Source organism: Xenophilus arseniciresistens, assembly GCF_028023875.1.
Taxonomy (GTDB): Bacteria; Pseudomonadota; Gammaproteobacteria; order Burkholderiales; family Burkholderiaceae_C; genus Xenophilus; species Xenophilus arseniciresistens.
In genome coordinates this window covers 205,030-217,680 of record NZ_JAQIPB010000008.1, presented here as the reverse complement: position 1 = coordinate 217,680, position 12,651 = coordinate 205,030, and the positions used below count along the sequence as shown (strand labels likewise).

At 68.7% G+C, this 12,651-nt stretch carries 15 protein-coding genes; 12 read left to right on the top strand and 3 right to left on the bottom strand.

All coding sequences use genetic code 11. The annotated features are described in order from the left end of the window. Nucleotides 1–10: 10 nt before the first annotated feature. The 10 genes from rbfA (at nt 11) to PGB34_RS17345 (ending at nt 10,214) form a co-directional block, all read left to right on the top strand. Nucleotides 11–388, top strand: a complete 378-nt coding sequence (gene rbfA, locus PGB34_RS17390; RefSeq protein ID WP_271429353.1) for a 30S ribosome-binding factor RbfA — start codon at nt 11–13, stop codon at nt 386–388. Then, a complete protein-coding gene (gene truB, locus PGB34_RS17385; protein ID WP_271429352.1) occupies nt 385–1,380 on the top strand; it encodes a tRNA pseudouridine(55) synthase TruB in 996 nt (331 codons plus the stop codon). Before rbfA ends, truB begins: the two co-directional genes overlap by 4 nt. Further along, nucleotides 1,377–3,206 carry a translational GTPase TypA gene (gene typA / locus PGB34_RS17380; RefSeq protein WP_271429351.1) on the top strand — a complete coding sequence of 610 codons (1,830 nt, stop codon included), beginning with the start codon at nt 1,377–1,379 and terminating at the stop codon, nt 3,204–3,206. The genes truB and typA overlap by 4 nt, the downstream gene beginning before the upstream one ends. Nucleotides 3,207–3,375: 169 nt before the next feature. Then, a complete protein-coding gene (locus PGB34_RS17375) occupies nt 3,376–4,065 on the top strand; it encodes a hypothetical protein (protein ID WP_271429350.1) in 690 nt (229 codons plus the stop codon). Nucleotides 4,066–4,300: 235 nt separating this feature from the next. Beyond that, nucleotides 4,301–5,392 carry a LuxE/PaaK family acyltransferase gene (locus PGB34_RS17370; RefSeq protein WP_271429349.1) on the top strand — a complete coding sequence of 364 codons (1,092 nt, stop codon included), beginning with the start codon at nt 4,301–4,303 and terminating at the stop codon, nt 5,390–5,392. Further along, nucleotides 5,389–6,867: an acyl-CoA reductase gene (locus PGB34_RS17365; RefSeq protein WP_271429348.1), complete on the top strand. Its 1,479-nt coding sequence runs from the start codon at nt 5,389–5,391 to the stop codon at nt 6,865–6,867. Before PGB34_RS17370 ends, PGB34_RS17365 begins: the two co-directional genes overlap by 4 nt. Before the next feature lie 4 nt (nt 6,868–6,871). After that, nucleotides 6,872–7,621, top strand: coding sequence for an ABC transporter ATP-binding protein (locus PGB34_RS17360; protein WP_271429347.1), 750 nt, complete (start codon nt 6,872–6,874; stop codon nt 7,619–7,621). After that, nucleotides 7,618–8,382, top strand: coding sequence for an ABC transporter permease (locus PGB34_RS17355; RefSeq protein ID WP_271429346.1), 765 nt, complete (start codon nt 7,618–7,620; stop codon nt 8,380–8,382). The genes PGB34_RS17360 and PGB34_RS17355 overlap by 4 nt, the downstream gene beginning before the upstream one ends. A gap of 48 nt (nt 8,383–8,430) precedes the next feature. Further along, nucleotides 8,431–9,450, top strand: a complete 1,020-nt coding sequence (locus PGB34_RS17350) for an ABC transporter substrate-binding protein (RefSeq protein ID WP_271429345.1) — start codon at nt 8,431–8,433, stop codon at nt 9,448–9,450. Then, entirely contained in the window at nt 9,447–10,214 is a 768-nt protein-coding gene (locus tag PGB34_RS17345) for a 3-oxoacyl-ACP reductase (protein ID WP_271429344.1), read from the top strand. Before PGB34_RS17350 ends, PGB34_RS17345 begins: the two co-directional genes overlap by 4 nt. Before the next feature lie 64 nt (nt 10,215–10,278). On the opposite strand, the gene PGB34_RS17340 is transcribed toward PGB34_RS17345, so the two are convergent. Both PGB34_RS17340 and smpB read right to left on the bottom strand, forming a co-directional pair. Next, a complete protein-coding gene (locus PGB34_RS17340; RefSeq protein WP_271429343.1) occupies nt 10,279–10,659 on the bottom strand; it encodes a COG4315 family predicted lipoprotein in 381 nt (126 codons plus the stop codon). 110 nt (nt 10,660–10,769) lie between these two features. Continuing rightward, a complete protein-coding gene (smpB, locus tag PGB34_RS17335) occupies nt 10,770–11,249 on the bottom strand; it encodes an SsrA-binding protein SmpB (protein ID WP_271429342.1) in 480 nt (159 codons plus the stop codon). A gap of 61 nt (nt 11,250–11,310) precedes the next feature. Between smpB and PGB34_RS17330 the strand changes: the two genes are divergently transcribed. Then, nucleotides 11,311–11,763 carry a type II toxin-antitoxin system RatA family toxin gene (locus tag PGB34_RS17330; protein ID WP_271429341.1) on the top strand — a complete coding sequence of 151 codons (453 nt, stop codon included), beginning with the start codon at nt 11,311–11,313 and terminating at the stop codon, nt 11,761–11,763. Next, on the top strand, nt 11,760–12,092 hold the full coding sequence (locus PGB34_RS17325; RefSeq protein WP_271429340.1) for an RnfH family protein: 333 nt from the start codon (nt 11,760–11,762) through the stop codon (nt 12,090–12,092). Before PGB34_RS17330 ends, PGB34_RS17325 begins: the two co-directional genes overlap by 4 nt. Here PGB34_RS17325 and PGB34_RS17320 read toward each other — a convergent pair. Further along, nucleotides 12,086–12,598 (bottom strand): DUF4124 domain-containing protein, encoded by a 513-nt coding sequence (locus tag PGB34_RS17320; protein ID WP_271429339.1) that lies wholly within the window; start codon nt 12,596–12,598, stop codon nt 12,086–12,088. The two genes, PGB34_RS17325 and PGB34_RS17320, sit on opposite strands and share 7 nt — an antisense overlap. Nucleotides 12,599–12,651: the final 53 nt, after the last annotated feature.

The window sequence follows — 12,651 nt, the reverse complement described above, 5'->3', positions numbered from 1 at the left end:
CTCCGAGCCTATGGCCAAGAAAAGCACCAAGCCCAACCGCAGCTACCAGGTCGCCGATCAGATCCAGCGTGATCTGACCGAGCTGATCGCGCGCGAGCTCAAGGACCCGCGCGTGGGCATGGTCACCCTGCAGGCCGTGGAAGTGACGCCTGACTACGCGCATGCGAAGGTGTTCTTCAGCCTGCTGGTGGGTGACCCGCAGGAAACGCAGGACGCGCTGAACCAGGCGGCCGGCTTCCTGCGCAACCACCTGTTCAAGCGCCTGCACATCCATACCGTGCCCACGCTGCATTTCCAGTTCGACCGCACCACCGAGCGTGCGGCCGACATGAACGCCTTGATCGCCAAGGCCGTTTCCTCGCGCTCAAAGGACGACGACACGCCATGAGCCCGCCATCCCGTGTCAGGGTGCAGCGGCATCCTGTGCATGGGGTGTTGCTGCTCGACAAGCCGCTGGGCCTGTCCAGCAACCAGGCCTTGCAGAAGGCCAAGTGGCTGCTGCGCGCCGAAAAGGCCGGCCACACCGGCACGCTCGACCCGCTGGCCACCGGCGTGCTGCCGCTGTGCTTCGGCTCGGCCACCAAATTCAGCCAGCTCCACCTTCAGGCTGACAAGTGCTACGAAACAGTGGTGCGGCTCGGTCGCGTCACCTCCACGGGCGACGCCGAAGGCGAGGTGCTGCGCGAGCAGGCCGTGAACTGCACGGCCGGCCAGGTGGTGGAAGTGCTGGACCGCTTCATGGGCCCGATCACGCAGGTGCCGCCCATGCACAGCGCGCTCAAGAAGGACGGCAAGGCGCTGTACGAATACGCCCGTGAAGGCGTGGAGGTCGAACGCGCGCCGCGCGCCGTCGTCATCCATGACCTGGACCTGCTGGACATGGATCTGACCGGCGAGGCGCCGTTCCTGCGCCTGGCCGTGCGCTGCTCCAAGGGCACCTACATCCGCACGCTGGGCGAGGACATCGGCGCCGCGCTGGGCTGCGGGGGCCACCTTGCGGCGCTGCGGCGCACCGAGACCGGGCCCTTCGGCCTGGCGCAATGCCTGACGCTGCAGGCGCTGGAGGCCATGACCGAGGCGCAGCGCCTGGCATGCCTGATGCCGGCCGAGGTGCTGGTGGCCGGCCATGCGCCTGTCACGCTGGGCGCCGACGATGCGGCGCGTTTCCTCTCCGGGCTGCGCCGGCGCGGCGACTGGGCCGATGCGCCGGCCGTGGCCGTCTTCGGCGAACAGCCGCGTGCCTTCCTGGGCACGGCCCATGCCAAGGCCGGCGAACTGATTCCAGGGCGTTTGCTGAGCCCGATCGAAATCCAGCAAACCCTTTTGCAGAACAACCCATCTTCGTCTTTGGAGACCTCCCAGGAGGCACTGACATCATGACCGCCAGACAGATCCGCAACATCGCCATCATTGCCCACGTCGACCATGGCAAGACCACCATGGTGGACCAGCTCCTGCGCCAGTCCGGCACCTTCGCCGACCACGAGAAGGTCGTCGACACGGTGATGGACAACAACGCCATCGAAAAGGAACGGGGCATCACCATCCTGGCCAAGAACTGTGCCGTGAGCTGGAAGGACACCCACATCAACATCGTCGACACCCCCGGCCACGCGGACTTTGGCGGCGAGGTGGAGCGTGCGCTGTCGATGGTCGACGGCGTGGTGCTGCTGATCGATGCGCAGGAAGGCCCGATGCCGCAGACGCGCTTCGTGACCAAGAAGGCGCTGGCCCTGGGCCTGCGTCCGATCCTGGTCGTAAACAAGGTGGACAAGCCCGGCGCCAACCCCGACAAGGTGGTGAACGCCGCCTTCGACCTGTTCGACAAGCTCGGCGCCACCGATGAGCAGCTGGACTTCCCCGTGGTCTACGCCTCGGGCATCAACGGCTGGTCTTCGCTGGAAGAGGGCGCACCGGGCGAGCAGTGGGGCCCCGACATGTCGGCCCTGTTCGACACCATCCTCAAGCACGTGCCCTCGCAAAAGGGTGATCCGAACGCGCCGCTGCAGCTGCAGATCTCCGCGCTGGACTTCTCCACCTTCGTGGGCCGCATCGGCGTGGGCCGCATCAGCCAGGGCACGCTCAAGCCGATGCAGGACGTTCTGGTGGCCGAAGGCCCGGACGGCAAGACCTACAAGGGCCGCATCAACCAGGTGCTGACCTTCCAGGGCCTGGACCGCATGCAGACCACCGAAGCCGGCCCCGGCGACATCGTGCTGATCAACGGCATCGCCGACATCGGCATCGGCGTGACCGTGACCGACCCGGCCAACCCCGCGCCGCTGCCCATGCTCAAGGTGGACGAGCCCACGCTGACCATGAACTTCTGCGTGAACACCAGCCCGCTGGCCGGCCGCGAAGGCAAGTTCGTGACCAGCCGCCAGATCTGGGACCGCCTGCAAAAGGAACTGCAGCACAACGTGGCGCTGCGCGTGAACGAGACCGATGAGGAAGGCGTGTTCGAAGTGATGGGCCGCGGTGAACTGCACCTCACAATCCTGCTGGAGAACATGCGCCGCGAAGGCTATGAAATGGCTGTGTCCAAGCCGCGCGTGGTGTTCAAGACCATCAACGGTGAAAAGCACGAGCCCATCGAAATGGTGACGGCCGACATCGAGGAAGGTCATCAGGGCGGCGTGATGCAGGCCCTGGGCGAGCGCAAGGGCGAGCTGGTCAACATGGAATCGGACGGCCGTGGCCGCGTGCGCCTGGAATACCGCATTCCGGCGCGCGGCCTGATCGGCTTCACCAACGAGTTCCTGAACCTGACGCGCGGCTCCGGCCTCATCAGCAACATTTTTGACTCGTACGAGCCGCACAAGGGCGACATCGGCGGGCGCAAGAACGGCGTGCTGATCTCGATGGACGACGGCGAAATCTTCACCTACGCGCTGGGCAAGCTGGACGACCGCGGCCGCATGTTCGTGAAGGCCAACGACCCCGTGTACGAAGGCATGATCGTGGGCATCCACAGCCGCGACAACGACCTGGTGGTCAACGCCACGCGCACCAAGCAGCTGACCAACTTCCGTGTCTCGGGCAAGGAAGACGCGATCAAGATCACGCCGCCGATCGACCTCACGCTGGAATACGGCGTCGAGTTCATCGAGGACGACGAACTGGTCGAGATCACGCCCAAGAGCATCCGCCTGCGCAAGCGCTACCTCAAGGAGCACGAGCGCAAGCGCGCCAGCCGCGAGGCTTGAAGTGACGCAACACCCCCCAGGCCGCTTCGCGGCTCCCCCTTCTGCTGCGCGAAGGGGACACTCCCACAGGTCTGGAAAAGCCAGGCCCTCGGGTGCCCTGGGGTGGATGAGGGGCCTGCTGGCAGTCTGCGCCAGCGCGGCAGTGAGCCTTGGCGCGCAGGCTCAGGATTTGAATGCCCACGCGGCGGCCGGCGCGCGCTTCGAGGCCTTGCGCAGTGCCGACCCTGCCGCCATGCCGCGCCTGAGCGATCCACAGGCCGCCGAGCTGCTGCACACGCTCGGTGACGTGCAGCGCTTCCTGCCGGCGCGCATGTCGGCGCAGTTGCCTGCGGTGGCCGACACCTGCGGCCGCGTGCGCGACATCGTGATCGCCTACCAGAGCTTCGAGGCGATGCAGGGCGGCCAGCTTTCGCCGCAGCGCCTGCTGGACAACGGCGCCACCTACCAGGACGAACTGGCGCTGCTGCAGCCCTTTGTGGCGCACTGCATCGCGCGCCAGGTGCCGCTGGCCGAAGCCACGCTGCGCCAGATCGATGCGCGCATGCGTGCGCGGCTGCGCCTGGGCGGCCTGCGGCGCGGGCAGGCCACGGTGATGCAGCTCTACGCCAGCCTGGCCACCGCACAGGGCGACGCGCGCATCGCGCCCGCGCAGACCCAGGCTCTGCTTGAGGCACTGGCCGAGACGGCGCCTGTGCACGTGCGCGCCCTGACGCTGGCGGACCGGCGCCACCTGCGCGAAACCGCCGCCGCCCAACTGCGCAGCTCCCCGGGCTCGGCGCCCTGGCTGCGCATCCAGCAGGCCATGGGCGAGACCGAATGCGCCGCGCTGTGCGAACTGGCGTCCACACCTGGGTCTTGAAGAAGCACTGACTTCAGCCGCGCAGGGCGGCCACGGCCTTGCCATCGGGTTAAGATGCGCGCCGCTCCGGGGTGCACATGCGTGCTGAGATTCAAACCCGTGAACTTGACCCGGGTCATGCCGGCGGAAGAAGAGCATTCACCTCCCCGTGAGGCGCCAGGCGCCCTCACATGTGCCCATGGCACACCCGGAGGCGGCCTGCGGAGCATCCTGTCAAAGCCCCAGAAGGACGCTCATGCACAAGCTCGCTGCGCCGGTCGCGGAACTGCTCGATTTCATCGCCATGGACGGCTGCACCGATGCGCAGTTCGATGCGCTCGCGCTGCGGCTGTTCGCCTACCAGTACGCCAACAACATCCCGTTTCGCAGCTTCTGCCAGCGCCGCGGCACCACGCCGCGCAATGTGCAGTCCTGGCGCGACATTCCTGCCGTGCCCATCGATGCCTTCAAGGTGATGGAACTGCGCAGCGCAAGCCCCTCACTGGAGGAGCGCGTGTTCATGACCAGCGGCACCACGCGCGGCGGCACACGGGGCAGACACTTCCATCCGCAATTGCAGGTGTACGACCTGTCGATGCGGCGCCACTTTGCACAACGCTTCATGCGCGGCGCCTCGCGCATGCCCATGGGCATCCTCTTTCCGGACGAGGATGTGATGCCCAATTCCTCGCTGGCCCACTACCTGGCGCTGGCCCTGCGCGAGTTCGGCAGCGAAGGCAGCCGCAACTTCATGACGGCGCAGGGCGTGGACCTTGCCGCGCTCTGGCACACGCTGGAGGCCGCGCAGCGTAGCGGCCAGCCCTACGCGCTGCTGGGTGCCAGCTACAGCTTCGTGCACGTGATGGACGCGATGCAGGCGCAGGGCCTGCGCTTTGCGCTGCCGCCCGGCAGCCGGCTGCTGGACACCGGCGGCTACAAGGGCCAGTCGCGCGAGATGGCGCCCGATGCTTTCTACGACGCGCTCAGCGCCTCCTTTGGCGTGCCGCGCAGCGACTGCATCAACATGTACGGCATGACCGAGCTGAGCACGCAGTTCTACGACGACGGCAACGCGCGCGTGCCCTCGGTCAAGTCGGGCCCGCACTGGATCCGCTCGCGCCTGGTCGATCCGGTGAGCGGTTGCGACGTGCCGGCAGGCGAGCGCGGCATCCTCGCGCATTGCGACCTGGCCAACTACAACGCCGTCACCACCATCCTGACCGAGGACGTGGGCCTGCCGGCCGAAGATGGCCGCGGCTTCCTGCTGCTGGGTCGCGCCGAGGGTGTGGAGGCCAAGGGCTGCTCGATGGCCGTGGAAGCCTTCGTGCGGGCCACGGCGGCCGCATGACGCCGCCGCACTGCCTGCGCGCCGGCTACCTGCCGGGCCTGCCGCCTGAAACCGTGCACTGGCAAGTGCTGCCATTCGAGCGGGCCGGCGAGCGGCTGGAGGTGTCGGTGCCCGTGCTCACGGCGGCGCAGATGAGCGAGCTGGCCGCGCGTGTGCGGCGCGCCAGCGCGCGGCATCTGCGCCCCATGCCCGTGGCAGACATCATTGGCGTGATCGACCGCGCCGTCGCGCGCCTGCTGGATCGCAACGACCCCTGGCGCCGGCAGGCCGAACGCTTCCTGCCCTGGGTCAGCGGCTACGACGCCGAGATGGTTCGGCTGGGCCTGACCGGTTTTCTCAAGACCTTCCGCGCGCCGCAGCTGCGCCGCTTCGTGGCCGAGGATTTCGCCAACCCGCTGCTGCTCGATGGCTTCCAGCCCACGCCAAAGGGCGGTGCCGTGCGCGCCTTTGGCCCGCAACTGCTGCTGCACAGCTGGGCCGGCAATGTGCCGGCGCTGGCCATGTGGAGCTTCGTGGCCGGCCTGCTCGTGAAGGCCGGCAACATCGGCAAGCTGCCCACGGCCGAGCCGCTCTTCGCGGGCTGGCTGGCCCAACTGCTGGCCGAGGAACATCCGCCCTGGGCCGACTGCTTTGCCGTCGTGTGGTGGCGCGGCGCCGGCGAGGACGAGGGCGCCGCCACGCTCTTCGCCGAGGCCGACACCGTGCTGGCCTACGGCGGCAACGCGGCGCTGCAGGCCATCCGCCAGCGCCTGCCCGTGACCACGCGCTTCCTGCCGCATGGTCACAAGCTGGGCTTCGGCCTGGTGGCGGCCGAAGCGCTCGATGCGCTGAAGGCGCCGCCGCTGGCGCGCCTGGCGGCCTGGGACGTGATGCGCTACGACCAGCAGGGCTGCTATTCGCCGCATGTGTTCTACGTGGAGCGCGGCGGGGCCGTGCCGCCGCGCGTCTTTGCCGAGCACCTGGCGGCCGAGCTGGCCAACCTGCAGCGGCGCTTTCCGCGCCGCGCGCTGGACCTGGAGGAGGGCGCGGCCGTCGCGCGCTGGCAGCAGGGCCTGGAATGGCAGGCGCTGGCAACGCCCGCCGGCCTGCCCGCGCCCGCGCTGCTGGGCCTCGAGGCCGCGGCCTGGCGCGTGGCCTATGACGAGGCGCTGCAGCCGCTGGCGCCCACCGCGGCGCAACGCACGGTGCAGGTCGTGGCCGTCGATGCGCTGGCCGATGTGCTGCCGGCCATCGCCGCACAGGCGCCCCACCTGCAGACGGCCGGCGTGGCGGCCCCGCCCGAGCGGCTTTTTGTGCTGGCCGAACAGCTGGGCGCGGCGGGCGTCACGCGCGTCAGCGCCATCGGCGCCATGAGCACGCCCGAGGCCGGCTGGCACCACGACGGACGCTTCAGCCTGCTGGACCTGGTGCGCATGACCGAGATCGAATCATCCGCCGAAGCCGCGGCCGAGCCCTTTGCGCCCTATGCCGACTGAACCCATGCATGGCTTCCTGAACATCGACGGCGTGCGCTACGGCTACCCGGGCCGCGCGCCGGTGGTCGATGGGGTGGATTGGCACATCGAGGAAGGGCAGTTCCATTGCCTGCTAGGTCGCAGCGGCTGCGGCAAGACCACCTTGCTCAAGCTTGCGGCCGGCCTGCTGCAGCCGCAGACGGGCCGGGTCAGCCTGCGCGGCCAGGCGCTGCGCGCGCCCGGGCCGCAGCTGGGCTTCATGTTCCAGGCGCCCACCCTGCTGGAATGGCTCAGCGTGATCGACAACGTGCTGCTGCCGGTGTCGCTGCAGCGCAAACCTGATGCGCAGGACCGCGCGCGGGCGCTGGCCTTGCTCGCGCAGCTGGGGCTGCAGGCGCATGCGCAGCGCCATCCGCGGCAACTCTCGGGCGGCCAGCAAAGCCGCGTGGCCCTGGCGCGCGCGCTGATCCTTTCGCCCGCGCTGCTGCTGCTGGACGAGCCCTTCGCGGCGCTGGACGCGATCACGCGCGCGGAACTGCAGGACGACCTGTTGCAAAGCTGCCGCCAGCGCGGCACCACGGTGCTCTTCGTCACGCATGACATCCAGGAAGCCGTGTACCTGGGCGAGCGCATCGCCGTGATGCGCGCCGGCCGCATCGTGGCCGACATCGCGGTCACGCTGGCGGGGCCCCGCACGCAGGCCATGCGGCATGAGCCGCCGTTCAACCAGGCCTGTGCGCGCGTGCATGCGGCGATGGAGGAGGTGAGGGCATGAGCGCACGCCGGGTCGGCTGGCTGGGCTCCTTGGCCCTGCTGGCGTTGCTGTTGGCCGCATGGGAGGCGGCCGCGCGCCACTCCGGCCTGTCGGCGCTGGTGCTGCCTGCGCCTTCGCTGGTGTGGGCTGCGCTGGCCAACGGCCTGCTCAGCGGCTACTTCTGGCCGCACGTCCGCGCCACCTTGAGCGCGCTGGCGCTGGGGCTGGCCGGCGGCAGCGTGGCGGGCCTGCTGATGGGCATGGCGCTGGCCGAACTGCCCTGGCTGGACCGTGTGCTCAAGCCCTATGTGGTGCTGAGCCAGGTGCTGCCCAAGCTTGCGCTGGCGCCGCTGTTCGTGCTGTGGTTCGGCTTCGGGCTCACATCGACCGCGGTGATCACGGGCCTGATCTGTTTCTTCCCGCTGATGGAGAACACGCTCACGGGCCTGAAGCAGGCCGACGCGCAGCGGCTGCAGCTCTTTCGCATGCTGGGCGCCACGCGCCTGCAGACGCTCTTGCGCCTCAAGCTGCCTGCGGGCCTGCCGGGCATCCTGGCCGGGCTGCGCGTGGCCGTGGTGCTGGCGCTGGTGGGCGCCGTGGTGGGCGAATTCATCGGCGCCAGCCAGGGCCTGGGCGCCGTGATCATCGCCGCGCAGGGAATGATGGACACGGCCTTGATGTTCGCGGCGCTCGCCATCATCGCCGTGATCGGCCTGGCGCTGTACCAGGCCACGCTGTGGCTGGAAGCACGCCTGCTGCGCGCCTATTCGGACCCGCCCTGAGTTCCGCTGTTCCTTCCCTTCTTCATCCTTCACTTCCGGAGACCTGCCTTGCCGCTCTACCGCCTTCCTTCGCGCCGCGCGCTGCTGCGCACGGCCTCTGCTGCGCTGGCCGCCTGCGCGCTGCCATTCGCACCGGCCCATGCCCAGGGCGCGCGCACGCGCTTCACGGTGGCCGGCTGGAGCAAGCCGATCAGCGAGATCACGAACCTGCTGGCGGAGCCCGAGAAGGGCTTCTTCAAGGCCCAGGGCCTGGACCTGGCCTACCTGCCCGGCGCCGGTGGCGGCGACGCGATCCGCAACCTGCTCAGCGGCCAGGCCGACGTGGCCTTCACCGACCCCGGCTCCTTCTTCATGGCGCTGGACAAGGGCGAAAAACTGGTCGCGATCTACGACATCTACCCGCAGAACGTATTCAACGTGGTCTCGCTGAAGTCCGCCAACATCCGCAAGCCGGCAGACCTCAAGGGCAAGCGCATCGGCGTCTACAGCCTGGCCAGCGGCACGCGGCAGAACCTGTTGGTGATGTTGCATCAGGCGGGGCTGAAGGAATCGGACGTCAGCATCGTCGTCACGGGGCTGCTGAACTTCGCGCCGCTGCTGCAGGGGCAGGTCGATGCAACGGCCGCGACCGACACGGGGCTGGCCGTGGGCCGGCGCAAGGGGGTGGGCGAGGTCAACGTGATGCAGGTGGCCGACCATCTGAACGTCTCCAGCGACCTGTTCGTGGTGCGCGCCGAAGCGCTGCAGCAAAAGCGCGAGCTGCTCAAGGCCTTCCTGCGCGGCTATCGCGACAGCGCGGCCTGGATGATCGCCAACCCCGAGGCTGCGGCCGACCTGGCCGTGAAGTACGCCATCGACGGCACGCAGCGCGACATCAACCTCGAGGTGATCCGGCTGCGCAACGCGTCCTCGCTGCCCGCGCGTGCGGGGCAGGGCGCTGTGGCTTCTGCACTGGGCGCCTTCGACCTCGACTCCTTGCAGAAGGCCGCCGACGCCTACCGCGCGCTGGGCCTGGTGCAGCGACCGATCCACATCCGCGACGCGGTGGACACGGGTCTGCTGCCATGAAGTTCAGCAAGCAGATGGTGCTGGTGACCGGCGCCAGCCGCGGCATCGGCGCCGCGATTGCAAAAGCCTTCGCCGCCGAAGGCGCCACGGTGGTCATCAACCACCTGAGCAACGATGCGGCCGCCGCGGAAGTGGTGGCCGCCTGCCGCGCGCTGGGCGGCGATGCCTGGGCCCTCAAGGCCGATGTGGGCGACCCGGGCGCCGTCGCCGCCATGGTCGAATCCATCGTGCAGGAAGCCGGGCGCATCGACGTGGTGGTCAACAACGCGTTCAGGCCCTATGCCTTCGACCCGCAACGCCGCAGCCGCTTCGAGCAGCTGCAGTGGGCGCACTACCAGTCGCAGTTCGAAGGCGCGGTGGGCGGCGCCTTCCACGTCTGCCAGGCCGTGCTGCCGCACTTTCGCCAGCGGGCGCAGGGCGCCATCGTCAATGTGGTCAGCAACCTTGTGGAACACCCCGTGGTGCCCTACCACGACTACACCACGGCCAAGGCTTCGCTGGTGGCCTTCAGCCGCAATCTGGCGGCCGAGCTGGGCCCGCTGGGCATCCGCGTGAACTGCGTGGCGCCGGGCCTGGTCTACCCCACGCAGGCCAGCCAGGGCACGCAGGAGTCCTTCCGCGAAGCGCTGATGGCGGCCACGCCGCTGCGGCGCATCGCCAGGCCCGAAGACGTGGCCGGGCCGGTGCTGTTCCTGGCGTCAGACTGGAGCGGCTTCATCACCGGCCAGACGCTGTTCGTCGACGGCGGGCTGGTGATGCGCTGACCCTGCGGCAACAAGAAAAAAGCCGGCCACGTGGGCCGGCTTGGTCGTCAGCGGAAGGTGCCGATCAGGGGCGTGCGAGCTTCCACACGCCGCCCACGCCGTCACCCGTGCGGTCGCCGGGCTTGGTGTCCTTGGCCCAGTAGTACAGCGGCCAGCCGTTGTAGGCCCACTGTTTGGCGCCGTCGTCGCGTGTGATCACCGTGTAGCCGCCCTTGGGACTGGCGTTGGCCGGCGCCATCAGCGGCGGCCAGTTGGTGGCGCAGTTGCCGTTGCACGCCGACTTGCCGCTGTTGGCTGCGTCTCGGCCGAAGGTGTAGAGCGTGTGGCCCGAGGGGCCGATGAGCACGCCGTCCACGGTGCGGGTGGGGGTGTCGGGGACGGTCTGGGTGGCGCAGCCTGCCACGAGGGTCAGGGCCAGCGCGCAGGACGAGAGCAGCAGCTTCATGAACGGTTCTCCTGTGTGAAGTGTGACGAAGCGGCGGCGAGTTTAGGACGGCGGCCTGGGCCGGCGTGCCAGCGAAGACGCCGTCCTTCGCGGCCTCGCGCAACTTCTTCTCAGCGATGGCGGCTCTTCATGGCGCGCTCGACCTCGCGCTTGCCCTCGCGGTCCTTGATCACGTCGCGCTTGTCGTGCTCGGCCTTGCCCTTGGCCAGCGCGATGTCGCACTTGACCTTGCCGGACTTCCAGTGGAGGTTGATGGGCACCAGCGTGTAGCCCTTCTGCTCCACCTTGCCGGTCAGGCGCCGGATCTCGTCCTTCTTCATCAGCAGCTTCTTGGTGCGGATGGCGTCGGGGTTGACGTGCGTGGAGGCGCTCTTGAGCGGGTTGATCTGGCAGCCGATGAGGAACATTTCGCCGTTGCGCAGCACCACATAGCCGTCGGTCAGCTGCACCTTGCCTTCGCGCAGCGCCTTGACTTCCCAGCCTTCCAGCACGAGCCCGGCCTCGAAGCGTTCCTCGAAGAAATAGTTGAAGGCCGCCTTCTTGTTGTCGGCAATGCGGGCGTTGGTGTTGTCGGGTTTCTTGCTGGCCATACGAGACAAATGGGGACGCATGCCGTCCCTACAATGAGGGCGCACACATCGTGCTGATTCTATGAAGAGTGTCCACAAGTCCGTTCTCATCTGGTACAGCGCCCAGCAGATGTATGCCCTGGTGACCGATGTGGCGAAGTATCCCGAGTTCCTGCCCTGGTGCGACCAGGCCCGCGTGATCGAGGAAGACACCACCGGCATGACGGCCGAAGTCGGCCTGGCCTTTGGCGCCGTGCGCCAGAGCTTCACCACCCGCAACACCCACGTGCCCGGCCGCGAGGTGCACATGAAGCTGGTGAAAGGGCCGTTCTCGCATCTGGATGGTGTGTGGACCTTCACCCCCGTGGGCGAGGAGGGGGCCGAGATCACGGCCTGCCGCATCGAGCTCAAGCTCAACTACGGTTTTGACAACTTCGCCCTGCAGGCCCTGGTCGGGCCGGTGTTCGACAAGGTCGCCTCGACGCTGGTCGAAGCCTTCGTCAAGCGATCCGAGCAGGTCTACGGCGAGCCGTGATCGCCGTCACCCTCAGTTGCGCCGTGGGCGCGCGCGAGGTGTACGAGGAGCAGCTGCAGCTGCCGCCGCGCACCACGCTGGAGGCGGCCGTGCGGCGCAGCGGCCTGGAGACCGCCTGGCCGGGCCTGGACTGGCGCTCGCTCACGCCGGGCATCTGGGGCAGGGTGGCGGACTGGTCGCAGGAGTTGCGCGATGGCGACCGGCTGGAGCTGTGCCGCCCGCTGCTGGTGGACCCCAAGGTGGCGCGCCGCGAGCGCTTTGAGCAGCAGGGCCGCGGGCGTGCCGGCCTTTTTGCGCGCCGGCGCCCGGGCGGCAAGGCCGGTTACTGATTCTTCGCCGGGCCGCAGTCGCTGTTGATGATGGCCTGCAGGCGGCTCTGCTCGGCTGCGCGGGCCTGGTCGTCCATCACTTCGCGCTCGCCGCGCTCGTTCAGTCGCGCCACGCGCATGCCGCTGTCGAAGGTGGCCTTGCCCTGGCGCGCGCGTGAGCAGCTTTCGGCCCGCGCCTTGGCCACGCGCTGCTCCTCGGCCGCGCGCTTGGCCTTTTCCTCCTCCTCGGCCTTGCGGGTCTTTTCCTCGAGCGCCTTGTCGACGCCGGCAGGTTTGACGGGAGGCGGGGCAGCACCGTCAGAAGGTGCTGCGGCGGGTGCTGCCGGCGCCGCCGTGGAGGGCTGGCCTCCGGGTCGGCGCAGGATGTTGCGCTCGGGCACATCGATCGGCGGCGGCTGGTCGCTGAACACCTTCTTGCCCTGGGCATCGACCCATTGCCATTGGGCGTTTGCCACCAGGGGCAGCGCGCAGAAGCCGAGCAGGCAGACAAGGCGTTTGAGGTTCATCGCGCGAGTGTAATGGGCGCTCCGGGGGGGCGAAACAGGGCTTTTTCGGGCCC

Excerpts from the sequence above, each read along its gene's own strand:
- PGB34_RS17360 (WP_271429347.1), top strand. The coding sequence starts at position 6,872 with ATGCATGGCTTCCTGAACATCGACGGCGTGCGCTACGGCTACCCGGGC.
- PGB34_RS17320 (WP_271429339.1), bottom strand. The coding sequence starts at position 12,598 with ATGAACCTCAAACGCCTTGTCTGCCTGCTCGGCTTCTGCGCGCTGCCC.
- truB (WP_271429352.1), top strand. The coding sequence starts at position 385 with ATGAGCCCGCCATCCCGTGTCAGGGTGCAGCGGCATCCTGTGCATGGG.
- PGB34_RS17330 (WP_271429341.1), top strand. The coding sequence starts at position 11,311 with ATGAAGAGTGTCCACAAGTCCGTTCTCATCTGGTACAGCGCCCAGCAG.
- rbfA (WP_271429353.1), top strand. The coding sequence starts at position 11 with ATGGCCAAGAAAAGCACCAAGCCCAACCGCAGCTACCAGGTCGCCGAT.
- PGB34_RS17345 (WP_271429344.1), top strand. The coding sequence starts at position 9,447 with ATGAAGTTCAGCAAGCAGATGGTGCTGGTGACCGGCGCCAGCCGCGGC.
- smpB (WP_271429342.1), bottom strand. The coding sequence starts at position 11,249 with ATGGCCAGCAAGAAACCCGACAACACCAACGCCCGCATTGCCGACAAC.
- typA (WP_271429351.1), top strand. The coding sequence starts at position 1,377 with ATGACCGCCAGACAGATCCGCAACATCGCCATCATTGCCCACGTCGAC.
- PGB34_RS17355 (WP_271429346.1), top strand. The coding sequence starts at position 7,618 with ATGAGCGCACGCCGGGTCGGCTGGCTGGGCTCCTTGGCCCTGCTGGCG.
- PGB34_RS17340 (WP_271429343.1), bottom strand. The coding sequence starts at position 10,659 with ATGAAGCTGCTGCTCTCGTCCTGCGCGCTGGCCCTGACCCTCGTGGCA.
- PGB34_RS17370 (WP_271429349.1), top strand. The coding sequence starts at position 4,301 with ATGCACAAGCTCGCTGCGCCGGTCGCGGAACTGCTCGATTTCATCGCC.
- PGB34_RS17365 (WP_271429348.1), top strand. The coding sequence starts at position 5,389 with ATGACGCCGCCGCACTGCCTGCGCGCCGGCTACCTGCCGGGCCTGCCG.